General features: G+C 52.2%; 21 protein-coding genes. 10 read left to right on the top strand and 11 right to left on the bottom strand.

What is annotated here, in order from left to right:
* Window positions 1–109 precede the first annotated feature (109 nt).
* The 4 genes from ACM1ZW_RS19865 to ACM1ZW_RS19850 form a co-directional block, all read right to left on the bottom strand.
* Window positions 110–811 carry a hypothetical protein gene (locus ACM1ZW_RS19865; RefSeq protein ID WP_416739119.1) on the bottom strand — a complete coding sequence of 234 codons (702 nt, stop codon included), beginning with the start codon at window positions 809–811 and terminating at the stop codon, window positions 110–112.
* Between the two features lie 101 nt (window positions 812–912).
* Window positions 913–1,305 (bottom strand): hypothetical protein, encoded by a 393-nt coding sequence (locus tag ACM1ZW_RS19860; protein ID WP_416739118.1) that lies wholly within the window; start codon window positions 1,303–1,305, stop codon window positions 913–915.
* 528 nt (window positions 1,306–1,833) lie between these two features.
* Window positions 1,834–3,282, bottom strand: coding sequence for a relaxase/mobilization nuclease domain-containing protein (locus ACM1ZW_RS19855; RefSeq protein ID WP_416739117.1), 1,449 nt, complete (start codon window positions 3,280–3,282; stop codon window positions 1,834–1,836).
* A gap of 23 nt (window positions 3,283–3,305) precedes the next feature.
* The gene (locus ACM1ZW_RS19850) at window positions 3,306–3,677 is read right to left on the bottom strand and encodes a hypothetical protein (protein WP_416739116.1); all 372 of its coding nucleotides are present in this window, start codon (window positions 3,675–3,677) and stop codon (window positions 3,306–3,308) included.
* Between the two features lie 917 nt (window positions 3,678–4,594).
* On the opposite strand from ACM1ZW_RS19850, the gene ACM1ZW_RS19845 reads away from it, so the two are divergent.
* Together ACM1ZW_RS19845 and ACM1ZW_RS19840 are read left to right on the top strand one after the other, a co-directional pair.
* Window positions 4,595–5,650: a hypothetical protein gene (locus tag ACM1ZW_RS19845; protein ID WP_416739115.1), complete on the top strand. Its 1,056-nt coding sequence runs from the start codon at window positions 4,595–4,597 to the stop codon at window positions 5,648–5,650.
* A 1,222-nt stretch (window positions 5,651–6,872) separates the two neighbouring features.
* On the top strand, window positions 6,873–7,859 hold the full coding sequence (locus tag ACM1ZW_RS19840) for an AAA family ATPase (RefSeq protein WP_416739114.1): 987 nt from the start codon (window positions 6,873–6,875) through the stop codon (window positions 7,857–7,859).
* Window positions 7,860–8,648: 789 nt separating this feature from the next.
* Here the strand turns inward: ACM1ZW_RS19840 and ACM1ZW_RS19835 are convergent.
* From ACM1ZW_RS19835 to ACM1ZW_RS19825, 3 genes are all read right to left on the bottom strand, one after another.
* Complete coding sequence (locus tag ACM1ZW_RS19835) at window positions 8,649–8,945, bottom strand: hypothetical protein (protein WP_416739113.1); 297 nt, start codon at window positions 8,943–8,945, stop codon at window positions 8,649–8,651.
* Between the two features lie 67 nt (window positions 8,946–9,012).
* Window positions 9,013–9,582: a hypothetical protein gene (locus tag ACM1ZW_RS19830; protein WP_416739112.1), complete on the bottom strand. Its 570-nt coding sequence runs from the start codon at window positions 9,580–9,582 to the stop codon at window positions 9,013–9,015.
* Between the two features lie 86 nt (window positions 9,583–9,668).
* A complete protein-coding gene (locus ACM1ZW_RS19825) occupies window positions 9,669–10,094 on the bottom strand; it encodes a hypothetical protein (protein ID WP_416739111.1) in 426 nt (141 codons plus the stop codon).
* Between the two features lie 373 nt (window positions 10,095–10,467).
* Between ACM1ZW_RS19825 and ACM1ZW_RS19820 the strand changes: the two genes are divergently transcribed.
* From ACM1ZW_RS19820 to ACM1ZW_RS19785, 8 genes are all read left to right on the top strand, one after another.
* On the top strand, window positions 10,468–12,840 hold the full coding sequence (locus tag ACM1ZW_RS19820; RefSeq protein ID WP_416739110.1) for a TOTE conflict system archaeo-eukaryotic primase domain-containing protein: 2,373 nt from the start codon (window positions 10,468–10,470) through the stop codon (window positions 12,838–12,840).
* A 147-nt stretch (window positions 12,841–12,987) separates the two neighbouring features.
* On the top strand, window positions 12,988–14,118 hold the full coding sequence (locus ACM1ZW_RS19815; protein WP_416739109.1) for a hypothetical protein: 1,131 nt from the start codon (window positions 12,988–12,990) through the stop codon (window positions 14,116–14,118).
* Between the two features lie 11 nt (window positions 14,119–14,129).
* Window positions 14,130–14,369: a hypothetical protein gene (locus ACM1ZW_RS19810; RefSeq protein ID WP_416739108.1), complete on the top strand. Its 240-nt coding sequence runs from the start codon at window positions 14,130–14,132 to the stop codon at window positions 14,367–14,369.
* 577 nt (window positions 14,370–14,946) lie between these two features.
* Window positions 14,947–15,384 carry a hypothetical protein gene (locus tag ACM1ZW_RS19805; RefSeq protein ID WP_416739107.1) on the top strand — a complete coding sequence of 146 codons (438 nt, stop codon included), beginning with the start codon at window positions 14,947–14,949 and terminating at the stop codon, window positions 15,382–15,384.
* Between the two features lie 90 nt (window positions 15,385–15,474).
* The gene (locus tag ACM1ZW_RS19800) at window positions 15,475–17,505 is read left to right on the top strand and encodes a Mu transposase C-terminal domain-containing protein (RefSeq protein ID WP_416739106.1); all 2,031 of its coding nucleotides are present in this window, start codon (window positions 15,475–15,477) and stop codon (window positions 17,503–17,505) included.
* A 40-nt stretch (window positions 17,506–17,545) separates the two neighbouring features.
* The gene (locus ACM1ZW_RS19795; RefSeq protein ID WP_221106667.1) at window positions 17,546–18,271 is read left to right on the top strand and encodes an AAA family ATPase; all 726 of its coding nucleotides are present in this window, start codon (window positions 17,546–17,548) and stop codon (window positions 18,269–18,271) included.
* Window positions 18,272–20,864: 2,593 nt separating this feature from the next.
* Window positions 20,865–21,074 carry a hypothetical protein gene (locus ACM1ZW_RS19790; RefSeq protein WP_416739105.1) on the top strand — a complete coding sequence of 70 codons (210 nt, stop codon included), beginning with the start codon at window positions 20,865–20,867 and terminating at the stop codon, window positions 21,072–21,074.
* Window positions 21,075–21,333: 259 nt separating this feature from the next.
* Window positions 21,334–21,885: a hypothetical protein gene (locus tag ACM1ZW_RS19785; protein ID WP_416739104.1), complete on the top strand. Its 552-nt coding sequence runs from the start codon at window positions 21,334–21,336 to the stop codon at window positions 21,883–21,885.
* Window positions 21,886–21,912: 27 nt separating this feature from the next.
* On the opposite strand, the gene ACM1ZW_RS19780 is transcribed toward ACM1ZW_RS19785, so the two are convergent.
* From ACM1ZW_RS19780 to ACM1ZW_RS19765, 4 genes are read right to left on the bottom strand one after another with little or no spacing between them, the layout of a single operon-like run.
* On the bottom strand, window positions 21,913–22,431 hold the full coding sequence (locus ACM1ZW_RS19780; RefSeq protein WP_416739103.1) for a lysis protein: 519 nt from the start codon (window positions 22,429–22,431) through the stop codon (window positions 21,913–21,915).
* Window positions 22,431–22,856: a cell wall hydrolase gene (locus ACM1ZW_RS19775; protein WP_416739102.1), complete on the bottom strand. Its 426-nt coding sequence runs from the start codon at window positions 22,854–22,856 to the stop codon at window positions 22,431–22,433. The genes ACM1ZW_RS19780 and ACM1ZW_RS19775 overlap by 1 nt, the downstream gene beginning before the upstream one ends.
* Before the next feature lie 60 nt (window positions 22,857–22,916).
* Window positions 22,917–23,345 carry a tail fiber assembly protein gene (locus ACM1ZW_RS19770; RefSeq protein WP_416739101.1) on the bottom strand — a complete coding sequence of 143 codons (429 nt, stop codon included), beginning with the start codon at window positions 23,343–23,345 and terminating at the stop codon, window positions 22,917–22,919.
* A complete protein-coding gene (locus ACM1ZW_RS19765; protein ID WP_416739100.1) occupies window positions 23,345–24,928 on the bottom strand; it encodes a hypothetical protein in 1,584 nt (527 codons plus the stop codon). Before ACM1ZW_RS19765 ends, ACM1ZW_RS19770 begins: the two co-directional genes overlap by 1 nt.
* Window positions 24,929–24,932 lie beyond the last annotated feature (4 nt).

Raw genomic sequence — 24,932 nt, 5'->3', positions numbered from 1 at the left:
GTACGCAGATTGTTCCAAGCGTGGAAAGTGGGTCTAAACCGTGCGTAAGATCCTCAACACCCAATTACACACCCAATTACACCCATTTCCAGCCTAAGAACAGGTCGGGTCAACCCGTGATGCTCTTCCTTAGGTCTTTGAACATCGCTCTGCCCTCCTTCGCAGCTATCCGGCCATTACGTGGCCCCTCAATTTTACCTTGCCCTGTTACGTCGTCTTCCATGCATGCTCCAAGGGCAGACCACGCAGCTCGGATATCCAGAAGCTCGTTCACGGAATACAAGTCGTCACCCTTTAGCCCAGTACGATGCTGATGCCTCAAAATTCTTGAAGAGATTTCCAGAATCGAGCTAATGATGGACTGTGCATCTCCACCATCAACTGGCCCTCTCGGGAATGCTGGTTCGCTTCTCTGCCTCGTTATCGCACCCTTTATCAATCCGGCCTCGACCTCAATGATCGGCTCGATGATGCCGCTGAACTCACCGACTTTTGCCGCTTGGTCTCCTTGTGATGAGCGAGTCTTCAAAAGCGGCGTTCCCCCAAGCTTTCCGGCAGCAGCTGCCTCAATGAATGCCTTATGGATACGAGAAATCTGGGTGGATCTCCAGGATTCAAATTCGACCGCTTGTTCGAGGGGAATCTCAGGATGAGCTATAGGCTCCAACAGGTCGAATGTTGCGATCTGGATTGTCGTGCTTTTGCGGACGCCTTTGAGTGGATCGCCGTTTGCATCGAATGCAGCAACAGTTAATGAAACTGACTTGAGAATGACAACGCGGTCACAGTTTTGAGACATCCTGATATACATAACTTGTTACCCCTTCCTATTGTTCTTATGTTTTAAGTATAACATGTTAAATAGGAGTCCTAACGCACACTTAATAAAATGAGTAAATATTTTAATAAATTTCAATGTTGCGTTATTTTGTGACGCTTTATTATCTCTGCGAACATTTTGCTCTTTTTGAAATCCAGCAAACTCGTCTTCGAAAGTGCAGTAGAAAGGCATGCCGCGTTTGTGATGGTACGCAACTCACTCTTCATGTAACAACCGAAATCCGACTTTCCTCGGTTTCTTCCAAGCGATTTCGTACCACGGCGCTGGAACACAAAAAGGAATGCGAAGCCGCCTTGCTCTGTCACAGACTCGTATTTACCGGGTTCGTCTTTCTCAAATGCACCTTTAAGTTCAACAAGGATGTTGGTGCCAGGGATAATTGAATCAGGTGTGTACCGATGCTTGCGAGTGTAATCAATCGTGAGCGGTTCGTACTCTAGGTTTACGAGATACGTTTCAAACATTCTCAGCTCAAACCAGCTTGAGAATGGGATCGGCGGCTTCGGAATTTAGGTGATGCCATCAGGGGCAGGAGGAGCGGAATACTTAAGTCTATTGTATTCATTAAATTTAATTAATAACTGCTGCTTCTTTACTTCCATCGCAAAGCTTAGAAGCTCTTCACATCCGAGAGACGCTAAACTCTCTGGGATCTGGATCATCAATTGGTGGCAACTATTAATAGGAGTTTAAATTACAACGTTATAATAAAGTAAAATGGATGGAGAGGTAATACTTTAACGATATATTTGCGAGAAGGCGTTGAGTATAGCGTTAAGTACCTCTATAATGGGAGAATGAAACGGAAGTCCTAAAAATCCTTTTAAAGCATGATTCTGACGATCCGGAAAGACGGGTACGAGGATTTACGTTTCATCGAATTTAGAGTACAACTTTTGCTCGAACATACCTCAGCGTTGATAAATTCGTTGTGGGCTCCGGGGTTTTGTTTTGTTTAGGAGTAAATAAAACCTGGAAGTCCCCGGCTTTGGTTATGCTTCTAATTTCTGATCTGGCTCATCAAAACCTTTGCATAGAGTGGCTAGATATTTCATTTGCTTTTGCACCTCTTCTTCAACATCCAGCTCCATAACGTCGGACATGTCGTCCTCGGGTAGATCGAGCACGACGGGCACATTTAGCCGACAGGCTGTATCAGACAATTCATTCGATGGAGCCATTTCGTCGAACTCCACTTCAAGGCCATCAAAGAAATCATCAATCGCTCGTTTGATAATAGCGAGCATCATCTTCATTATTCTTGCGACACGTTCGGCCTCAATTTCGATTTCAACCTCGCTTCTGGATTTCTTTATTAGGCGCAAATGGAACGATGCGTTGAACCCCAAGTAGCTTGAGCCTGAATCTGCATAGAGGCCAAACAACCGCCCCCTGTTCTTTACGTATGATCGTATGCGTGCGTTGTTGGGTGGAAGCTTGACGTAGACTCGCCGTAACGCAGTCATGCTCCCAGCCTCTTGGTACGTAGGCATGGCGCTCCTTGCGTTCTGTACGAGCGTGTAAGCGGTGGGTGGCAGGCCAAGCATGGCGTTGTCGCGAGCTGGGTTGTAATTTAAACCTTCTTTGAGAATCAGTTGGTCAAACGTAAGACGGGTGGCTTTCAGTTTTGAGCCAGAGATCCATCTGCCATCGGGTCTGCTCAATTTGAACATGATGCCTTTAATGTGATTTGGATTGTTTGGCTCAGTTTTCACCTGGGTAATTACTCCCCTTTCGTTTAGCTTCAGTACAAGCTCCGAAAAAGTTTTTGGTTTGTCTTGCTTCCACAGGTCACCGAAAATCCCTCTGAGTATTTTTGCTTGATCGCTGCCCTTTCTAAACACATCTCCGTTTTTTGCGAAGCATTGGTCAGGATTTTCCACGACCTTCAGATTATATTTCAGTTCAAGTTCTCTACATGCCTCCCAGCCTTTTTTGTAGCCGTTGCTATCGCTAACAATAGAAAATTGAGGAGCACGAGGTTTTCCGTTAGGTGCAACATCACTGTAAATTAATTGCGCTCGGCAGGCGATTATGTGAATGTGCAGATTGTCAGTATCGTAATGGGCGCTGGCAACCCATTTAGCGCCCTTCCCATAGCCGAGGGCTTTCATATAATGTCTTGCGCAATCAAGCAATTCCTGCTTGCTAAGCGTTTCACCAACATCTAATGATAAGACGTAATGAGCAAACAGTAGCTTAGATGTGCCCTTACATTTATTAGCGTGGCCGCTCATTTCGGCGATGATTTGAGAAGTGTCGACTTCGACACTTTCGCTTCCGTCAGTATTTATAGAGCGAATCAATGGGTCACCAGCGATGATGTTGCCGCCTATAAACTCAATAAACGGGCGCTTTTCACGATATTTCTCTGGTTCGGCGAAAATATATTTGACTCCATTCTCCGATGTTTCCTGATATTCAAGTTGCTCACCAATCATGTTTGTTGCTCCTTTTATTATTTTTATTGTGTTAGGAAGCTTTCTATAATTTCGACTTTTTCGAGCAAGCCGTGAATCGTATGCACTACATCGACTGGTAACTCTGACTCGATAGCGTACTGTTCTAAATCGTGGCATGAGAATGCTAAATCCCCCAAATAGGCTGAGGCTGCCTGGATTTGCGGATTGTTTGCCGTCAATATTCTGCGCTTGCTACAAAATTCCAGAATCTTTTCCCGCAAAAGGCCAGAAATTGTCGGATAGCCCAACTCTTCACTTATTGCTTTGATGGCCTGAAACTCTTCAGGTATCAGATAAACTTTTAAGATCTTGCTCTGACGTATTATTTTTCGAGGCGCACCGCCCTTGTTCTTAATCAATACTTTTTCCGACATGTCGCTCACCATTTATTATTTTTATTTTTGGCTTTTATGTTTTTGATTTGAATCGCGCAGAATCCGAAGGATTTGAGCAGAAGCCCGTCGAAAGCACCGTGTACGAGAGAATCGAGGTATCACGGGGCTGTGAGACATAGCTTGCAATTTAACAAATAAATATATTATATCACCTTAGTGCTGATTTTTTTGAGACCCAACCAACTAATTAGAGGCAAGCTATCCATTTTTGAATATGTCCTAGGGATGCAAATATTTGCAGAACATAACGTTGGCTATTGGGATGTGCGCATTTGAACCAGCTGACGCTAAAATGGCCCACTTGATTGATCCGTTAGGCTCTCAGACTTATGAATAAATTAAGTTAAACTTCAAGTGCATGCCGCAAAGCTGAATAAGCGTGGAAGAATATTGAGTTCACATATTAGTCTGCATGCACTCTTCGTAAAATCTTTGCGTATTTAGCATATAACGCCCCGTCTATTTTTTAGTAGGTTTGGAATGAAGCGACCGGGCCGCGTAACCACTTAGCAATATCGCGCACTCCAGAATGCTCATAGCAAACGTTTTCCGCGACTCAAGAGGCTTGTCGCTAATTTACGTTAAGTCCAAACCGCCGCGTAAACAATTTTGCCTTTCATTCCTCGTCGCTAGCTATAAACGGTGTATGCGCTTTTACAGAGACTGGGCTGAAATGATGCCTTCAAAACCCAGAATGACCAGATCGTGTTAGTCGACGAAGACGTCGACTACACACACCGAATTGGTATCGCTGATGAAGTCGTCGATACGGCACCTTAATACAGGTTTCTGTGCTCGCCTTCTCGCAGGAGGAATTTTGTGAGCCTGCCCGCTTTGAAACCTTCGTCGAGCACTGGTATGGTCCGATCTAGAGCGTTTCATGGTAAGGGAGAGGCATGAAGATTTGGGCGTGTGCGAAGAGTGCTAACGGTTTCATCAACCGCGAGGATGGTCGGTACAAGCTGTTCTTCATTTGGCAAGTCCTCAAGATGCGCCGCCTGAACCCTGCCGAATTCAGCGCGCTTACCTTCTTCAGTACCCATTCCCGCGCAGAGAAGCGCCGTGAGATGGTCGCCGTCAAGAATGGGTATTTTCGGTACAAGAGCGTCGATGTTCAGGCTACTCGATCTGATGATAGCGACGGAGAATCCCTTCCACACGCCTATCTCATAGCCATACTCTCACAGCTTCAAACGATCAATTTCAAGATTGGTGATGAGGTCGTCCCATTCACATTCACACGCCTTGTAGCAGAGGAAACCCGGCTGCGATTCGGGAACGGCAATGTCTACGTTCCTGACCTGTATGGCGAGTTCACCTCTGACAACCCCTTCTACAAAAAGTGGGGCGGGAAGCTGGCGATTGAGGTCTGCTACTCCAATCCGTGCAGCATGCAAAAGATCAACGATTTCCGTGACCACGGAATCCCCATTATCGAAATCAAGATTGCCAAAAGCATTAATATTGAGACATATATTGATAAAAATGACATTGAGGGAAGTATCGAGCGGGGCTACCGGAAAATTAACGATATCGCCTCAAACCAATTGTTTTGCAGAGTCCTCTCTGACCCAGTGAGTATTGAATTTCATCAGGATTATGTTAGGCGAGCTGACAAGGATCGAGTGGAGCTGGCAGAGAAAACCAGACAGGACATGCTGGCAATCGTCAGAAAGTACCGTGAGACGGAATCTCTTGCTGCTGATGTTACCAAGCAGCGAGACAGTATTGCTGAAGCGAAAGATTTGCTGGCAAAGAACAAGGCCGCTTTGGTGGCTTCAAATGATGGTCTGACGCAATCCGTGGAACAACTGAATGTCGAGCTGGTGAAATACAAGACGGCGTATACGAGCAGGGGCAATGAGATCAAAAGCTTGAAGGGCGAATTGGAGAATGCCAAGGCGGGGGTTTGGACGAAGGTCTGGCGGGCTATCAGCTCTGAGAAGGCATAATCGAAAGCACCTACAAGGGGCTTTTTCGGCTTTACAGATTATAGCTTTACCTTTCGCTTGGGTTTGTTCTCTAGCTCGATAGCACTGATAGTATTCGCTGAAAATACGGAATCATTAATCTCGTAAGGCCCTTTCAGAGCTATCCTGAATGAGTTACGCGGGCTCTCTAGGTTGCCGGCAAAGACTGGGCTCAAAAGGATGTAAGCGTCCACACAGCGTTCATGCCAACGCAGCAGCAGCTCAAAATATCGCCGTCTCAGGTCCAGGTAAGAAAGGTGCAATCGCAGATTTACGCGAAGATAACGTCACGAGGAAGGCCCTTCCCTTTGAAGAGCCCACTCCTCCCCGAAGGATCAAGAACCACCGTACGCGCTCCATTACCTAAACCTACCGCCAGAAGCGCATAGTTTTTACCGTGGCATCTCTCGCGAGCAGTTCTACGGCAGCAACGCTTCGTAGCCCAACACTGCGGCAGTCGTTTCAGGACGTGGCGCAGCAAGAGTCATCATTACGGATCGTGGCTTCCTCAAAATCGTGCGGCGTCATTGAGTCTTTGGTTGTATTCACGAGACTCTGCCACCGAACGTGCAATGAGAAAGCTGCAAAAAAAATGTGCAATGCCACCGGGCGATGAGCTTCCAGCATCCAAGAGTTCACCGAACGGCTAAACAGCTTCATCTCTACCCCCGGTTTTTAACGAAAACCTGCCCTTCCAATCATTCAAACCTCAACGCCCCTTGGCAGCTAAAATTTTTTGCCTTCCTAAGGGTCAAATACGACCAAGCCCGCCGGGGGTTTTAGAAAAAACAATACCAAAACAACACTTGACAAAAAAATAAGTTCATTGACGATTCTATGGGAGCGGCTTATTATGGGAAACCTCAAGCAAATGAGGTAAGTCATATGCCAGTACAAAAAAGCCTTCCAGGCATCCAGCAAAGCCCCACTTCAAAATTCAGTTTACCCAAAGACTTATAGTCATCTTCAGTCCTTAATCGACCAAATTTTCGTGTTTATGTGAATGCGAAATCAGGCCCTTTTCGAATTTTTTCAGCCCACCTCGACTACTTATAATTTGGCTCTTCCAGGGCGCTCGTTTGCCTTTGATTTAAGACCAGGCTGGCGAGTTCCTGCAACACACTTACATAACCAGCCACATTTAAACCGCCCTTAAACAATTGCCGTTTGGCATATCCATACATCACTGCTACCAGGACATTCCATGACCATGATGACCGCTGAAGAAATTCTTGCACGATGCAACATGCGCAAAGTTCTCAACGACGCTGACAAAAAACCAGAATGGATCATTCAAGGCCTGATCGAGCGTGGAGAGCAGTGGGTAATATCCGGCGCCCCAAAGACAGGAAAATCAAGACTCGCTCTACAACTCGCTGTAGCAGCAAGCTTGAATTCAGAGTGTATTGGATTCAAAGCTAACGGCCACCAAAAAGTGCTTTATATGGACATGGAAATGTCGGAACGTAGTTGCGGTAGCAGGGCCCTACGGCTTCATGGTAACGATCGTGAAAAAATGTCCAACAACGCCAATCTTTTCATATGTAAAGACTTCATGAACATAAACGTACTTAACTCAGATGATCTAGCAAAGGTCACCCCCTATATCAATACAATCAAGCCGGATTTGATCGTTTGGGACGTACTCACCAGGTGCCACATTGCCAAAGAAAATGACAACGGCGAAATGGCCCAGGTGATGCTCGCGTTTCGAAAATTGTGCGCAGGAGTCGCACACATTGTGGTCCACCACGACAAAAAACCTCAATTTCAAGGTGGTGCCACTGGTGCCGGTGCAATGCGTGGCGCGTCCGCAATCCACGGCGAAGTAAATGGCGTTCTCTCAATCGTACGTCCAAACGAAGCAAAAAACGATTATCGACTGAGTCTTTCCGGTCGCGATATCAATATGCCAGAACGAATGCATTTGGTAGGCAATGACGACTTGTCTTTTTCGGCTGTGTTGCCAACACAAAAGGTCTCTATTGAATCAAAATTGTCAGTTGCTTTCGGAGTTGAGAGCACGCTGACAAAGACCGTCCTGATAGATGCGTTGAAAGGGAGCCAGTCGATCAAGACTGCTGAAAGGCTGCTCAAAGAAGGCGTTGAGAAAGGCCTTCTGACTAGCCAACGCGCAGGCAAAGCGGTCGAGTACACGTATCTCAAATCGAATCAGGTCTGTGCTGTTTAGAAGCGGTACAGCCCCCCTTAGCATGAATGTCGTCCGATGTTGGCTGATCGAATACTGTCAATGGACATTCGACACGCCTCCCCTAAAGAGAGGATTGTCTAAGGTCGCCCCCCTCTCTAAAACTCTCCCCCGTTAAAAATGGAGGACGGAACAAAAAAACAAAAAACAAAAAACTTTTTTATTGTTTACAAAAAACCCGCACTTCAGGTGCCGGAAAGGATCCAGATGACGGCTGTGACAGAACCCATTAGTTCAGGGAACTTATCAGCAAAGAACCGATATAGTATTTAAACAAATCCGAATTGAAGATCCTAAAGTCCAACACTAATGGATAACCCCATAGAATCACCCCACTGGCTACATTCCGGCAGAGCCGGCTCTGGCGGAGAGGGTCGAAAAAATTTGGATAGACAGAGTGCTCAAGTCGAAGATGAGCGGCGAGGTGACCAAGGAAGCGGCAGAACAGACCTGCAACCCTTACACTCAAGGAAGCTCAAATCTGCGCGTTTACGCTCAGTCAAAAAACAAACCGACCTGTATGCGCAAATAGAGGTTTCGGAAATTAATCTTGACGATGATCGACTCTCACAGAGAGAAACTCTGCACGACCACCGCCGACCAACTACCGCTCCTACAGCACTGCTCTCGCAAGCTTGTACGCTTCTCTTTAACGCAAGCAGTGCTACTGCCCCGGCGGCACATCTGCGACGCGCCTCAAGCTCAACCACCTACAGGGTTTCGATTATCCTGGTGCCTCCGTTGCGCGACGGTTTGACGCTGGCCCTGCCTCTATCGTGCGGTAACCGCGGCGTCGAATGCACGCTGAAGGTCCACTGACGAAAAAGGCAGGGAGATGTGTTCCCGATTAAAGGTGCCACGGGGCATGAAGGGTTTGTGATTGGCGCCGCGATAGGGATTCACGTTGCCATTGGGGAAACACACCTGGTAGTTGGGCTGGATCCCCTGCCCCATTTCACCGAACTGCACGGTCGCGCCTTCAACGGATCGCAGGTTTTTCATCACCTTGCGCAAAAAAATACGACCCAGCGAAGCGAGGGTGTCGACATTCCATTGGAGAGGGTTCATCGCGTGTTTCCTATTGAGGGGGGTGAGCAAGCGTTGGGTTGGCTAATTAAACGGTCAACAAGGGTGGTTACGCCTGCGTCGACGGCGCCAGTAGCTGCGCTTCGATTTGAAACGCCTCCTCCACCGACAGGCCGTTCATGATGTTTTCGATAATGGCTTCGCGCAGAGCGCGAATGCCGCTCGGGTAAACATTCAGCGGGTCGTGGTAGTGGGCGGCCATCAGCTGTTTCGCTTGCTCACGCGGTACACGCCGAAGGGGCGTGACCGCTTTTTCACTGTGCTGGCCGTAAAGGTCAAAGGCCTGATCGGCCGTGGACCAGTCAAAGGCAAAACAGCGTTGTTGTTCGGCGAGGCAATCGTGCTGCCACATGGCGCTGCCGGGGTACTGATCCCCGGCGCTGACGATGATCAGGGTCAAACGCGGCAGGTCGCGCTCTGCCACAAAATCGTAGATCACCCAGAGAATGCGCCCCATGCGCACCGGAATCAGGTTGGCCACCCGTTGATCATCCGGGTAATGAGCCTGGGCGCGTTCGATCAGTTGGCCATAGGTCAGGATCTGCCGAGCGGTGGCCAGCTCAATGAGCAGCGGATACAGCAGACGGGCGAGTTGGACATCCAGCAAGGTGCGGGCCATGGCGCATTCCATTGAGGTTTTTGAGAGGGGCGCACGTTCGTCCGTGCTTTAGCGTGAGCGGGTCACCTGGCTGAAAGCGACGGGGCTTATTCCAGGGCCAGCTCGATGGTGACTTTACCATTGAATGCTTCAAGCTTTACGATAGTGCAGGCGCTGAGGCCGATGCCCAGCAGCTTCTCCAGCCCCTCTTTGATGCAGGTTTGCACCGCCAATGGGGTGACGGCGCGCAGGGCATCGGCGGCGTTGCCAGCAGCGGGCCGTACGGCAGTCCCCACCGGTGCAGTGATGAGGGTCTGGGCAAAGTTTACCAAGGCTTGAACGCGTGAGGCTTGGCCCGAGTTGTTTTCACGCCAGCGGCGCACGCCTTGTTCCGTCACGCCGGCGGCGTCGCCGATCTTTTTGTAGGAGAGGTGGGTGTGGGCTTTGATGCTCTCGACCAAGGCGGCGGTGCCATGGATCAGGTCACCCTCGGTAGTGAGTTGGTTTAAAGCGGCTTGGATGGTGTCGACCATGGGGAATGTCCTGTTGGGTAAACGGTTGATATGGTCTGCACGGTACTTGAGCTAATTGAGACTGTCAACGTCTGTTTATCAACACTTTGGTTTATAGCTGTGCGGTGTTTACCCTATGACGGCTAGGTAGGCTTGGGCCCTAGCGTGTGATCCGAGGGCTCGACCGCTGTCTCGGTGCGCTTCTGGGCGGGGCCGGCGGAGTCGAACCGCGCTGCGCATAACACGGTTTCGGTTAAACCGCCGGACGACTCGCGGCGTGGCGCGGCCACCGGCCCGCACCCGGCCCTGCGGTTTGATCCCGCCCCCCGCCGACTGATAGCCTAACGGCGTGGCTAACCCCACAGGTCATTCCCCAACACCGAGGCTCGATGCGGTGACCGACACCCAGCGGCTGGCGACACTCCAGGCGGAGAACGCGCGGTTGATTGCCTTGCTCGACGCGCACGGCATCGATTGGCAGCCGCCTGTCGAACCGGCGCGGATCCCCCTGGCGCCCGTTGATCTGTCGTCCGCCCTGGACACCCGCAGCAAGGTCGCCCTCTTTCGTCGCTTGTTCAGAGGCCGTACCGACATCTACCCGCTGCGCTGGGAAAGCAACAGCGGCAAGTCCGGTTATGCGCCCGCCTGCGCGAACGAGTGGCGTCCGGGGATCTGCGAGAAACCCCGGATTAAATGCGCCGACTGCCACCAGCGCCAACTGCTGGCCGTGACCGACGACGTCATCTTTCGTCACCTGGCCGGCGCGCTCGTCGTCGGTGTCTACCCCCTGCTGAAGGACGATACCTGCTACTTTCTGGCCGCCGACTTCGACGAGGCCGAATGGCGCGATGACGCCCGGGCGTTCGCAGAGTCCTGCCATACGCTGGGCGTACCGGTCGCCTTGGAAATCTCCCGTTCGGGCAACGGCGCGCACGCCTGGATCTTCTTCGAGGACAAGGTATTGGCCAGCGATGCCCGTCGTCTCGGCGCGGCCATCATCAGCCATGCCTGTGAGCGCACACGGCAATTGTCGCTCAGTTCCTACGACCGATTGTTTCCCAACCAGGACACCCTGCCCAAAGGCGGCTTTGGCAACTTGATCGCCTTGCCGCTGCAAAAACGCGCCAGGGCCCAGCATCACAGTGTGTTTGTCGACGATGCGCTGGAGCCCTATGCCGATCAGTGGGCATTCCTGGCGAATCTTGAGCGCATGGGCCCGGAGCATATCCACCCCGTCATTACTCAGGCCATGGGTAACCGCGACCCCATTGGCGTGGCCTACGTCGATGAAGACGAAGGTGCCCAGCCATGGAAAGCCCCCTCGCCTCGATCACAAAAGCTCCAGGGCCCGATGCCGGCCACCCTGAGCATCACCCTGGCGAATTTGATTTACTTCGAAAAGGCCCAGCTACCCCAACCCTTGGCCAACCAGTTGATCCGCCTCGCGGCGTTTCAGAATCCCGAGTTTTATAAAGCGCAGGCCCTGCGCCTGTCGGTGTGGAACAAACCCAGAGTCATTGGCTGCGCGCAGAATTTCCCCCAACATATTGCCTTGCCCCGTGGCTGCTGGGACGCCGTGCAGGCGCTGCTGGCGCAGTACCAGATCACGCCATTGGTGGAAGACGAGCGTTTCGCGGGCCATCCGTTGGATGTCAGTTTTCTCGGCACGCTGCGTCCTGATCAGGAAACGGCCGTCACCGCCATGCAAGCGCATGACACCGGCATCCTCTGCGCGCCAACGGCCTTCGGTAAAACCGTGAGTGCCGCGGCGCTCATTGCCAGGCGGCGTGTGAATACCTTGGTGTTGGTGCACCGGACCGAGCTGCTCCGGCAGTGGCAAGAACGCTTGCAGGCGTTCCTCGGCGTCGGCAAAGAAGTCGTTGGCACCTTGGGCGGCGGCAAGCCCAAGCTCACCGGCCAGATCGATATCGCCGTCATGCAATCGCTGTCGCGCCAGGGCGAGATCAGTGACCTGGTGAAAAATTACGGGCAGATCATCATCGACGAATGCCATCACCTGTCGGCGGTGTCTTTCGAAGCCCTGTTGCGCAGTTCGCCCGCGCGTTACGTGCTCGGGCTGACGGCGACCCCGATCCGCCGCGATGGGCAACAGCCCATCATTTTCATGCAGTGCGGACCGATCCGCCATACCGCCGCGCGCCCGGCCAGCGCCCCTCACGACTTGTCCGTGAGCCCTCGCCTGCTGTCCGGCCCACTCCTCGTCCCCGAGGGCGCGGGCATCCAGGAGGTATTCAGGCGGCTGGCTGATGATGCACAACGCACGGCGACCATCGTTTCTGCGGTGGTGCAGGCTTACCGGCAAGGCCGAAAGGTACTGGTACTGACCCAACGCACCGAGCATGTGGAGACGCTAGACGTCGCGCTCAGGGAGCAGGTCGCGAATCTGTTTACCCTGCATGGCCGCCTGCCCAAGAAACAGCGGACGTCGCTGATCAGCGCCTTGGAATCTTTGCCCGAAGCCGCCCCTCGGGTGCTCCTGGCCACCGGCACGCTCATCGGCGAGGGTTTTGACCACCCACCGCTGGACACCCTGGTGCTGGCCATGCCCATTTCCTGGCGCGGCATCCTTCAGCAATACGCCGGGCGCCTGCATCGAGCGCACGCCGCCAAGGCCGACATCCAGGTGATCGACTTCGTGGACGAGGGCCAGGTCGCCTTGCTGCGGATGTGGGAAAAGCGCAAGGCTGGCTACAAGGCGATGGGGTACCGGCTGAACGATACGTCGGCCACGATGGCACTGCTCTAGCCATCGTGGGGCGGCCCCCCTGGCACGATGCGCCAAAGGGACAACGTTCACTGGGCCACGGGCTCAAACAGGCGGCGCGGCGAGAAATCCGGCGCCCCTGATACGGTTTGCGACAAGGGTTCGCCCTGCTGACGGAGGACTGCGCCGATGCTGGAAAAGTACGACCGGGCCAAGCTGCTCGATGAGGTGTGGACGGACGCCGTCACGGTGGTCGCGCCGCGTTACCACCTGTCCGACGTTGGGCTTCAGAAACTCTGTCGCCGCCTTCAGATTCCCACGCCGGCCCGAGGTTATTGGACCCGGCTCAAAGCCGGCAAGCCGGTTGCACCGCGTCCGAAGCTGCGTGAATACATTGGGCACCCGATGCACCTGTTTCGCACTCCCGCACCGCCTGTACCGCCGACGCCACTGCCGCTGGATGAGCGGCTGGCCGTGCTACTGGCCTTCGAGCGCGACCCGGCCAATCACATCGTCGTCCCTGACCACATCCGCCACTGGCATCCGTTGGTTGTCGCGGCGCAGCAATCGCTGAAAAAGCCGGTGATTGATCAACGCGACATGCCCAGCACACGACGTCCAGCGCTGAGCATTTCGGTATCGCCGGCGCAGCAAGCCCGCGCCTTAAAAATCGCCGACGTGCTGCTCAAAGCGTTCGAGGCCCGAGGTTATCCGGTTACGCAAGGCCAGCACGACGTGAACATCTGCATGCTCGGCCGGATTTACCACCTGCGACTCTTTGAGGCCTGCACCAAGGCCGCCTATGTGCCCACCGCGAAACAACTGGCGGACCAAGCCAAGGGCGCTTGGAGTTATTGGCCCAAGTCGCACTATGTCCCCACCGGCCGCCTTCAGGTCCTGATCAACGAGGGGTACGCCGGCAAGGTGATGGACTCGGATCGGTTACCCGTCGAGGTACAATTCAACAAACTGTTGGAGCAGATGGCGACCACGGCGGTCGAGTCCCTAGTGAACGCTGAGCGTCAGGCCGTCATCGATGCCAAACGCCAACAGCTGCGTGAGGCGGCCTTGGAACGCAAGCGCTTGCAGGACAGCGAAAGGCAACGACTGGGCCAGCTTGAAACGGATGCGCACAATTGGCGACGTGCGCAGGCGATACGTGAATATCTGGATGCGCTGGAGCAAACGTTGGATGCACGCGGGTCGGTAGTGGATCAGCAGGCGTTCATCCAGTGGGGTCGCGCAAAAGCAGCATGGCTGGATCCACTGCTCCACGAGGTCGTGGATATACTGGACGAAGAGATCAAGGTCCCTTTTTAGCGAGCAGCCCCATGACCGACGTGCCAACAGATCGGCCACACGCCAGCGAGAACGGCCGCACGTTCCGACAGTTGATGGCGTTAAAGGCCCAGCATCAGGCTGAGAAAAGCGAGGCGCTGCAAGCGTGGAAGCGGCGGTACGCCGCCTTGGACGAGGAGCAAAAAGCCGCCGTGGATGAACGCATCGACGCGCGCTGCAAGGCCATCGCGGCGCAATTTGGCCCTCCCAGGCGTTTCCGACCGCTCAGCTAAACAGGTGTGGCAGATTATGACGCAATGATCTGGAGGCAAACCGCGTTGGACGCGATCCCATAGACGCTTACCTACCTTTCTACAACGGCCATCTCTACAACGGCCATCTCAGAAGACCAACAACAATCGGCCAAACTACGCCCTCCTCTGGATATATTCCGGCGCCAAGCCGGCTTCGTTAGGAGGCTTGAGAGAGACCGCACCGACTGAACTGGGCCGGTAGCGGACAGCTCCGAAGTTACAAGCAAACAACATCGTGCCTTGGAAGCCGTGCACCTTCAGTCGTGAACCTACGAAATCGCACTGTAAATCGAGCTAGACATAAGAATCTCCTCATTACAAACGTTTCGAATCGGCTCCGATCATAAAACCAAAAGAAAAAAAGTGTCAGCCAAGGAAAGGCATCTTTCTGGACTGACTACCACAGTCAATTCGATATCGAGCCACTCATCCGACCTAGCGGCACAGCCGCAAAACAACTTACACCACACATCAGCATTAAAATATTTAATCATTTGATATTGACGATCAAAATTCGAGTCCTATATTCCTCATACATCTCGTAGAGGACTCAAATATGATTATCAAAACCAAAACCACTCCGCTAACAAATTACAGCCCGCTTGAGCCATTCGTAGGCGAATTGGAGACAGTCGAATACGAACTTTCCGGGCCATACCACTACACCAAAAATGGAAACCCATATACCGAAGTTTCAATTGAAGCCACAATAATCGGAAGCATGCGTCACATGATTAGCAGGTACCATGCTGGCCGATTTTATGACCAGAGCAAATTCAATGATAGCATTAATCTGCGCCCCGCCGAAATTGATGACGAGCTTAATTATGGACTCCCCTCAATACAAGATATCTGTCCGTCATACCACGAGAATTATAATGCAAGGCTTGCAGTAAATTTATATCTGACAATACTACTTAAGGAAAATTACGAACAGTTTATCCGGCTCTTGGGTAACGCAGATGGTTCTCACCAGTCTATATCTGAACCTTAGCCCAAACAAAATCACCCTCTAGAGTGGCCGACAATAATCGCCATCCCGAAGCAATACTTTCTCCTCGCTGATTAAATATCAGAGGCTCCCATGAAGCGCGGGTACACAGCAAAAGAACTGTCAGGAAAAACAGGCATGCCCAGTACTGTTCGAGGCGTAAAAGCAAGAGCCGCTCGCGAAAACTGGCCGGGCCAACGCCGCTCACATAGTAAAGCAATTGAGTATTCTCTCGACGCACTACCAACGGAGACACAAATAGCGATAATTACAGCGCAGTCTCAATCTCGCTCAGACTTTTCTGACAACAAACAATGTTTTCCAGCAAAAGGAAAGTCACCCCCTTTCGCCGCTACAACGCTAAATGATGATCAACGCTTAACAATGGGCGCTCGTCTTTCATTCGTTTTAGAAATAGAAAGAATGACCGCTGAGATGACTCAAAAAAAAGCTATCGCAACAATAGTAGCTCTATCCAAGGAGCACAGGCTGGATCTCTTTCTACATGATCGCCTAGTGGTCGCTAATGATCGTTCGACGCCAACTTCAACTTTGTCAGAAAGAACGCTCAAGCGTTGGATAAGCACGTACCGTGAGCATGGGGAGGTTGGATTAGCACCGGGCCGCCGCAGAAAAAATCTGACTATGCCGCTCTGGAGTACCGATTTTTTGCGTTGCTATCAGCGGCCGACAAAGCCTAGCGTTGAGGCCAGCTATATGGAATTTTGCGAAAAATACACCTCTGACCAACCGAGTATTCATCAGGTACGCCGATTCCTGGACAAGCTCAGTCCAGAGGCTCGTAATATAGGACGTCATACTGCTCAACAGCTCAAAGCTCTTCAACCATTTAGACGCCGTACAACCAAAGATCTAATGCCTTGTGACGTATTCACGGCTGACGGTCATAAATTCGACGCTGAGATAATTAATCCTCGCACGGGAAAACCATATAGACCCGAAGCTACCACAGTGATTGATGTGGCAACCCGAAAGGTAGTCGGAATATCTATTGGAGAGTCAGAATCCTCAATCGCAGTCATCGATGCTTTAAGAAATGCGGTACAGCACGGTATGTTTGCATTGCTCTATGTCGACAACGGATCCGGTTTTGTAAACGATACTGTCCGAGAGATAGTTGAGCGATTGGGAGGAACTCTTACCCATGCCTTACCATACAATAGCCAGGCACGTGGTTTAATTGAACGCGCCCATAAAACAATCTGGGTTAACGCCGCGAAGAAGCTTACTAGCTACATTGGCGCGGACATGGATCGACAGGCTGGCGCCAAAGCATTTCGTATCAGCCGCAAGCAGATTCGAGAAAACGGCGGAACCACTCTCATTCCTAGTTTCGAAACGTTTATGGCAGGCATTGAGTACGAGATCGAAACTTATAACAACGCCCCTCATCGAGGACTTACCAAAGTTCGCGACCCCATTACAGGAAAACGCCGGCACTTAAGTCCAAATGAAGCTTGGGCGAGAGCAATCTCAACGGGCTGGCAGGCAATTATTGCTCCTTCGGATGTCTTGAATGATGTAATGCGCCCTCAAGTAATTCGCCCCACTCGTCGTGGCGAAATCAGTTGGGCCGGGAACAAATATTTTCTAGACAACTTGCGGGACTTCCATGGTGCGGATGTTCGTATCAGCTATGACCTTCGTGATGCTTCGAAGGTATGGGTCAGAAATCTCAGCGGTGAATTAATAGGTGAGGCACATCTCGATGGAAACGCCAGTCCGTACATGCCGAAATCGATGGTAGAACAAGCGTACAGAAAACGGGAACATGGTCAAATAAGGCGAACATTAGAAAAACTTAGAATGCTTAGTGATAAAAATAATCACATGAGTATAGTCGAGCACTCTTCCGCACCAATACTTGACGCCGCCCGGCTTGCCGAGGCCAAACGAGTCGCTAAAGCACTTATCGATTCGGAGCCGACCCCATTTACCCTGCCACCCGACCCAATAGCGAAATATCAACTGTGGCAAAAATTGAACGCAGATATATGCAATAGTTTACCTCTAACAAAAGATGAAGCCCTCTGGCACTCAAGCTATCAAACAAATATGGAGTTTGCTGCTATGCGCCGTATGTTTGAACATATCGAAAGCTAGGTTCTATCACCTCAAACAATAAACAAATAGGATACTGAATATGAGTGTGACAAAAATAGCGCCTTTGACAAATGTTGGCCTTATCGCAAGTGCAATTGAAAAATCTTTAGCCAGGCCGAAAAACTTGCCAGGGCTGGTTGTCATGTACGGAGCGAGTGGCTTGGGGAAAACGGTGGGAGCCACCTTCGCAGCAAACGTATATCGCGCCTATTACATTGAATGTCTAGATACCTGGACGAAAAAAGCTTTCTTGACCGCAGTTCTGAGGGAGATGGCCGTCATGCCAAGCCGTACAACATCAGAAATGGTTGACCAGATTTCAGACCAATTATCCCGCAGCGGTAGACCTCTTATCATTGATGACGCCCAATATCTCTTAGACAAGGCTGCTGCAAACGTCCTAACAGATATCTACAATTCAAGCAGAGCCACGATTATTCTCATTGGAGAAGAACGAATCCCAGCAAGCCTAGCGAAGCTGGAGCGGCTTCATAACCGCGTTCTAGAGTGGGTGCCGGCCCAGCCAGCTTCTAAAGATGACATTAGGGCTCTAACGCAACAGAGCTATCCCGAACTCCGCTTTGACGATGACCTTTTAGAGAGCCTGAGGCTGACCGTAAGAGGTTGTTTACGCCGAGTGGTCGTCAACCTCCATCGCGTATTCTCTGAAGCCCAAACGCAAGGTTGGTCTTCTGTCGGTCTTGTGGAATGGGGACAGCGCGGCTGGTTTACCGGTGAGCCGCCGTTGAGGAAAACCGCTAAATGAGCAATGGCCGCAAGCCCGCGCATCTGACCATCTTAGAGGGGCGAGATAACCGACAGAGAATCTGGGAGACACTGAGGAACCAACCGCAGGGCATAAGTATTTATACAATCAGTCGCCTAACCAGCATTTCAGACGAAACAGTTAAGACTTACATCGAATCTCTTCGTAAGGGAGGCTACCTTGAAAGAGGAGAAGGGGTTGGTACTCAGAAAATATACAGATTGATGCTTGATACTGGAGTCGAGGCTCCTCGGCTCAAAATAGATGGGAGCCCGAGCAAGGTTGGGCAAGGCACAGAGGCTATGTGGAGAACGTTACGTATGCTCAAAGACATCAACGCCACGGAGCTTGCGGCCCACGCCAGCCATGCAACGTACACCAGCATTTCAACAGCCAAGAACTTCCTTAAGTGGCTAAATTGGGCAGGGTATCTAGACGTAACGATACCAGCGCACCCCGGAAGACAAGCACGTTATCGCCTAGCATACGGAATGTATACCGGACCGTTACCACCGGTAATTCAGCGTAGCGGGCAGCTTTTTGATCCGAATCTCGGGACAGTCGTTTACGTTCTTCCCTCCAAACGCTCAAACCATGAGTTGTAAGTTCCGATTGTTCTGAATCCTCGATACCCACGCCCTATAGCCTTCTTCGTCGCTGTCCCCCATCTAGTGCCAATTCAACCGCAAAAAATCATTTCTGATTCCTTTCTATGTGAGTTAGCAGCGGATTTGGCACCGACCAGGACCTTGCAAGAGATTCCGAGCTGACCGCTAGAAGCCGCGGCCGACGGATCTTTCGAGGGTTCAGCGTCACTCAATCGGTGCCAACTACCTGCAAAATGGTTTGTCACCAAAACAGCCAGAAGTCGGGTGAATTTGCGGTCTGTTTGGCACTGCGGTTTGGGCCCAAAAACGTCGAATTTGGAGGTATAGGTCAGGCTCTCGGACGCGATGGTTTGATTCCAAATCGGCCCCTGGGCCTTGTGATCAAAGGGTCTTCAGAAGGCCCACAGCCCGTCAGCAATCAATTCGAATAGATGCGCCCTCCCCGCGCTCTGTTCCGTTTCCCTAGCGCACAATCGGAAGTCCGGCCTAAAGGTGCTTCCGTTTGTCTTCAAAGGCACGGCCCGCGTGACGTACAGCCTGTTTCGCGGATGTTGGATGGTGACCTTTAAGAACGAAGAATCGGAACTGAGCTTCCAGGGTTTAGCGCCGCGGAGCCGGTGAGGAAAAACGCCCTAATCGCCCGGAAACAGGGTTTTTGGCAAGGCTATCTGACATGCGAAAAAGCTGAGAAAGAAGATAAATATCAAACAGGATTGGTGCCAAAGACAGCGCGAAAAAGGGCCAAAAACGGCGTGAACTCACACTACGAACGACCTAAGATTCCACCTAGAGCCAGTCGTTTTGTAGGGGTAAAAACGACAAAAAATAAAAAAGGGTCGCGAGATAAAATCTCGCAACCCTTTGAATTATATGGTCGGGACGGAGTGATTCGAACACTCGACCCCTAGCACCCCATGCTGGGGACTGTAGCCACCCAAGCACTTGTTCTATAAGGATAATAGCCCTTTCTGGCAGTGGCAAAACATCCGTTTTTTTGTGCTTATGCAAACGGAAACACGCGGCCTCCAGCGGAGGTTTTGCGCGCGATACGCCACTGATGCAGCACTGCTATTTGGAATTGGCCACAGGCTTCGAATTTCAATGGTATACATGGGCGATTGTCTAAAACCCGCGCATACAGAGATGAAAATGGAACGAGTTTTTCAACCATGGATTGGCGCCAACTACCGAACCGGCAGCGCGCACAACTGTCGGATTTTAATTCTCGGAGAGTCACACTACGGTAAGCCAGCCGATGCAAGGCTGGACTTCACGAATTACATTGTCGGACGCTATGCAATTACAGAAAGGCGGAGATTCTTCAGTGTGGTCCAACGCCTCGTCTCTCTTGATACGAAGAGAGGGAGCTATTCGCGAGGCAGCAAAAGAACTTTTTGGAATTCAGTCGCGTTCTGTAACTTCGTCCAGGCGATCGTTGGAAGCAAAGCTCGCCAGAGACCGACAGCAGCGATGTGGGACACGGGTGCCAGCGTACTGCTGCAAGTTCTCAAAGAGGTACAGCCCGAGGTGGTTGTGGTACTAGGACAGGAGCTCAAAAAGCATCTTCCCAACCTTCCTGTAGGAATCGAGGTTGCCTATATCACGCATCCCTCTGGCCGCGGCATGAAATATTCGGAATGCCAACCGCCTATACGTGGAGCAATCGAGCGTGCGATCGCTGCACGAAGGGTTGTAGATGACTCTCAAACGTCGTCCGATCAGAGTGCCCCATCCGATCCTCGCAGTAAGGATCGCGACTAAAAGACGCCACCATGTCAAGGTGACCGGGAGCCAGTCGTAACCTATTGATGTGAAGGGGAAAATATGGTGGTTTTTGACACTCTCAAAACCTGTACATCACCCTATAAGAATCAATAACTTAGCGTTGTATATTCCTACAGTAGTACCCTTCTCCGGCGTCCTGCCGAACGAATCCCAATCTTTTTTTTGCCTGCTACGCTTTCCTCTTCCACTGAGGATATTCAATGCCAAATTTAGACCTGCTCCCCTCCCTGCTCTTCAAGATCAACGAAAACCAATTGGCCCTTGAGGCCGCCATCCTTGAGCTGTCCAACTGGGTCGAGCAGCAAGGCGGCGCCGAAGTCGCGGACAACGTGCGCGGTGCTTTGGAAGCGATCGACCGTAATGAGGAGTTCATTAAGTTGACGCTTGCGGTGCTAATGACACCGAATTGATCCGGCTTGACCCAGTCTGATCGGACAGGGTCAAACCGAGGTATCAGTGCCGGATCTCGATTCTGGACCGACGAACGCAAGGCATTCGTAACCTGGCCAGCCTGTTTAGTGTAGCGAATGAGCCAGACCGCCGAGCGCATAGAGTTGGTACTGATGAACCGCAGCCATGAGCGCCCAACCTTGAATGATCACTTCGTAATAGCGGAAGGCCACTCAAAGCTCTACAATTCTGCGATAAATGTCATAAATGGAGGTAGGCATGCTGCCATACATCATCGCTGGTGCGGCAAGTGTCATCGGATATGCGGGATACAAGCTCGGTCGAGAATGCTCGCTTTGTAACAAGCGCATGAAATGGACACATAACTGCATAAATTGCAAAAAAGTTTTATGTAGTGCTTGCGGAACTTCAATGCCGAAAATATTTCGTGATCAAACAACATTGAGGTCTGCCGGACTTACCTGTTCTAGCTCCTGCACGCTTGCCGTACGACAGCGAGACCATGAACTTACCGAGGCACACGACGCTAAGGTTGAACGTCAAAGGAAAAGACTATCTAGGATTTCTCAAGTTCGGCTGGTAAGTATAAATTATGGCGGCCCACAAAAAACAACATCCGGTGAAGAGTTAGAAACTGAATGGCATGACGACAAGCAGGCAGCTGAGAATTCAGCTCGCGTGATGGCGGTGGATGTCTATGACACTGACACTGTATGGTTTGTAAAAACAATCTTTAAAACATGTGAAAGTTCAGGTCCAAAAGGAGGAACATATCGTTATCGCCGGTGGAAAGTCACAGGAATAGTGTAATCGCTGGCACAATTCATTTCCTTTCCCTCATCGGCGAGATATTTCCCGCACGTACGCCTGACAAGCAGCCAAAGCGATCAGTCCTTGGTCGCCTGCGTCGGTGATTCCAATAATTCGTTGAGCATGCGCTGGGTCAAGTCGGACGCGCGCTCCTCCATGAACCACGCCGACGGCTGCGGTACCGGCTGGCACTGAACAGGCGCCGGCTGAATCCGCGTCGAGGAGGACTGACAGCCTGAGCTCAGAAGTGGCAAGGCGATCGCGCAGGCGAGCCTGATAAGTTTGAGCATCGCTCAGTTCCTTGTGGTGGGTTTGGTCGCTGACCGACAGGCGCTGCTCTAGTGCCAGGCGCTTGTCCTGATCCGCGCGGACCTGGGCGGCCGCGGCGTTGCTGATGGCGGTCATGTCACCTTGATGCAGCCGGGCCTGCTCGGCGACCTGCCTGCCGTAGCGCCAATCTTGAACCTTCCATGTGCCAGCCGCGGCGCCGGTCATCAGCACCGCGACCAACACCAGCAGAGCAATCAGCTTCTGCGCCGCAGTCATCACGGCACATCCTTGAAGAAGACGTGGTGACCAAGCTTCAACGTCTGCCTGGCGCCCTTCGCCCAGACCGGGGCTTTAGGCATGGTGGTCGCGTAGTAGTGCGTGGCGCCACCGGTGGGATCTGGCACCTTTCCGTCAATCACCTGGTCAGCGGCGATCCGAGCTTGAGCCAATTCGCGGAACGGAATCGCCTTCGCGCCACTCAGGTAGGCAAAGTTGGGGTCGCTCCTGTTCCAGCAGCTGAACTGGTAGGGCTTCTGGCACACGCCGGCATACCCTTCGCCCCACCAGGATTTATCCTTGCCATCGAAAACACGGTTGCGGATGATCCAGGCCACTGCGATCTGGCCGGTCAGGCTTTCGCCGCGCGCCTCGCCCCAAAGAGTGCGCGCGAAGATGTCGCGATCCTTCTCAATTACGGGCATAACTTTTCTCCAGGCGAAAAAAAACCCGCACGATGCGGGCGTATAACGAGATCTTTAGAGTCAGGCCGATAGCGGTGTCGACGCCAATACTGCGAGGTCCATGCCTTCGGCTGGCTGCTCTGGCCACACTACAGTCGCATACCACCCATCCTGTTCCGTTACTCGACCCAGCAGTGTCGAATAACGTCTCCATGCTGCTAGTTGAGCCTGGCGCAATGGAAGCTCTGAAAGCTCGGTCTGACTAGGGTCGCCAAAATCAATAGCATCATTTATTTGGCTGATTCGCTCAGTAAGGGCATTCTTTTGCGCCGATGCCTGCTGGGTAAACCCCTGTAGCTTCAGACTTTGCGCAGCCAAAATTTCAGCCTCGGTCGGTGGTGGCACCCATAGCTCTACCGGATCATCCATCCACTCTTCCGCAAAGCCCGGCTGCAGTCTGGCGTATAGACCGACGACATGATTATCGTCATCTCGTTGTACGTATGGCATTAGCGGATCTCCATCCAACCAAAGGTGACAATCAACAATCTGTTAACACTCGTGCCACGAATTTGGCCCCCTTCTGCAATACATTCCGTGTTCATACCGGCGCCGTTATCCGTAGCTGTCGTTGCAATAGAGAGTCCACCGAGATAGCTGCTAGTCCCTCCATTCGGGATGTTGTTCGAGCTAACTGGCGTATACGTCAACCCGATATCAGAACCTCCCGCGTACCCACCAACCCCAAAACGAGCCATGGTGTTTACACCGGTTGGAACACTCAAGGTAAACAGCGCCGGAGTAAGCTGCGTAGCCGCGGTGTTCACGTCAACTATCGGGTCTTTCCATGTGAAATACGGTCCAACGTTGGTGAACGGAATGATATTGCCGCTAGCGTTCGTAAGGACGGCGGAAATCCTGCGAAACCCGGAATAGCCTGTCGGCATAGTTGGCGCAGTAGGAGACAGGCTAAAAACGATATCGCCCGTGCCATCACTGATCTTTCTGATGGCGAATACGTGATAACACGTGTTGATCGCCTTGGCACCGGTATCCAATTTGTTCTGGTTGTCGCCAGCAGCCCAGCTCCCCGAAGCCTGGAGTACACCCCGTATTGTGCTGGATAACTTGATGCTGACCGAGTCTGTAGTGTCGCGAGCGATGCCAGCTGCCACGTCAACGGTGGTGTTCGGGGCGACAGCATTGTTCGCAAGCAGAAAACCAGAAAAATAGTTGTACGGGAGCAAGGTGGAACTCGGGAGTGGATTGAGCAGAACCATGTCCACGCCATCGTACTCGACGTCAGAAAGCTGGTTGGCCGCGAACACTGCGGCGACTTTCGCACCGCTTGCGTCGTACTGCTTTAGGCTCTTGGCGCCCCGACCGGAGATATTCAGCGTGTCCGCCCCCGTGCTTGCGGCGCCGAACTTCACGCGAAAGCGCTGGTTGGCGGCATATGCTGCGAGCAACGGCAAAGGCGAAAGCGTAAAGGCCGGACCGGCGCCCGAAGTCGTAAACGCAGTCATTGCTTGCTGCTGAAGTTGGTCAGCGGTGACGGCGTGCGCGGCCCGGGTTGCGGGCGAAACTTGCACAGGGCCGCCGCTGTTTTGCACCAGGACCCACGAATTGAGGGTCGCCGACCAGACCACGGTGCACAAACCATTCACGGCAATTTCATTGCCCTGCAAGGCCAGCAAACCCAGGCCGACGATGGGCCGCGCGGTTAACCCATTCGGGCTAAAGGTACTCGCCCCGGAGTTGCCGGCTTTGGCCTTGAAGCGCAGTACCAGGCCGTCAATCAGCGCCGCCACGGCGGGGCTGTACGCCACCTCGTAGGCATTGGCCGCACCGGTATCGGCGGCAAAGTTGCCGGCCGCCGTCTGACCGATCAGCCGGATGGCCTGCAGCAGCTGGGTCAAATCCGCCTCGCTGGGAGCCAACCCGGCGGCATTGATCACGTTGAGGACTTCGAGCGTAATTGCATTGCCCCATGCCGACGGAATCAGCGAGCCAGGCGTACCTGCCAGCGCGTCCTCATCGATAAACTTTCCATCAACCAGCCCAATGCCGGGCACACTTATCGGAAAATCCACGTTC

The organism is Pseudomonas sp. NFX71, assembly GCF_048079215.1.
GTDB classification, from domain to species: domain Bacteria; phylum Pseudomonadota; class Gammaproteobacteria; order Pseudomonadales; family Pseudomonadaceae; genus Aquipseudomonas; species Aquipseudomonas fluorescens_B.
The sequence above is the reverse complement of the archived record's forward strand: the minus strand, read 5'-3'. Positions and strand labels throughout refer to the sequence as shown.

Bases quoted from the DNA above. Each gene is read 5' to 3' on its own strand.
- ACM1ZW_RS19800 (WP_416739106.1), top strand. From the start codon at position 15,475: ATGAAGCGCGGGTACACAGCAAAAGAACTGTCAGGAAAAACAGGCATG.
- ACM1ZW_RS19835 (WP_416739113.1), bottom strand. From the start codon at position 8,945: ATGAACCCTCTCCAATGGAATGTCGACACCCTCGCTTCGCTGGGTCGT.
- ACM1ZW_RS19805 (WP_416739107.1), top strand. From the start codon at position 14,947: ATGATTATCAAAACCAAAACCACTCCGCTAACAAATTACAGCCCGCTT.
- ACM1ZW_RS19850 (WP_416739116.1), bottom strand. From the start codon at position 3,677: ATGTCGGAAAAAGTATTGATTAAGAACAAGGGCGGTGCGCCTCGAAAA.
- ACM1ZW_RS19775 (WP_416739102.1), bottom strand. From the start codon at position 22,856: ATGCCCGTAATTGAGAAGGATCGCGACATCTTCGCGCGCACTCTTTGG.
- ACM1ZW_RS19860 (WP_416739118.1), bottom strand. From the start codon at position 1,305: ATGTTTGAAACGTATCTCGTAAACCTAGAGTACGAACCGCTCACGATT.
- ACM1ZW_RS19785 (WP_416739104.1), top strand. From the start codon at position 21,334: ATGCTGCCATACATCATCGCTGGTGCGGCAAGTGTCATCGGATATGCG.
- ACM1ZW_RS19855 (WP_416739117.1), bottom strand. From the start codon at position 3,282: ATGATTGGTGAGCAACTTGAATATCAGGAAACATCGGAGAATGGAGTC.
- ACM1ZW_RS19840 (WP_416739114.1), top strand. From the start codon at position 6,873: ATGACCATGATGACCGCTGAAGAAATTCTTGCACGATGCAACATGCGC.
- ACM1ZW_RS19815 (WP_416739109.1), top strand. From the start codon at position 12,988: ATGCTGGAAAAGTACGACCGGGCCAAGCTGCTCGATGAGGTGTGGACG.
- ACM1ZW_RS19810 (WP_416739108.1), top strand. From the start codon at position 14,130: ATGACCGACGTGCCAACAGATCGGCCACACGCCAGCGAGAACGGCCGC.
- ACM1ZW_RS19795 (WP_221106667.1), top strand. From the start codon at position 17,546: ATGAGTGTGACAAAAATAGCGCCTTTGACAAATGTTGGCCTTATCGCA.
- ACM1ZW_RS19830 (WP_416739112.1), bottom strand. From the start codon at position 9,582: ATGGCCCGCACCTTGCTGGATGTCCAACTCGCCCGTCTGCTGTATCCG.
- ACM1ZW_RS19825 (WP_416739111.1), bottom strand. From the start codon at position 10,094: ATGGTCGACACCATCCAAGCCGCTTTAAACCAACTCACTACCGAGGGT.
- ACM1ZW_RS19845 (WP_416739115.1), top strand. From the start codon at position 4,595: ATGAAGATTTGGGCGTGTGCGAAGAGTGCTAACGGTTTCATCAACCGC.
- ACM1ZW_RS19780 (WP_416739103.1), bottom strand. From the start codon at position 22,431: ATGACTGCGGCGCAGAAGCTGATTGCTCTGCTGGTGTTGGTCGCGGTG.
- ACM1ZW_RS19770 (WP_416739101.1), bottom strand. From the start codon at position 23,345: ATGCCATACGTACAACGAGATGACGATAATCATGTCGTCGGTCTATAC.
- ACM1ZW_RS19790 (WP_416739105.1), top strand. From the start codon at position 20,865: ATGCCAAATTTAGACCTGCTCCCCTCCCTGCTCTTCAAGATCAACGAA.
- ACM1ZW_RS19865 (WP_416739119.1), bottom strand. From the start codon at position 811: ATGTATATCAGGATGTCTCAAAACTGTGACCGCGTTGTCATTCTCAAG.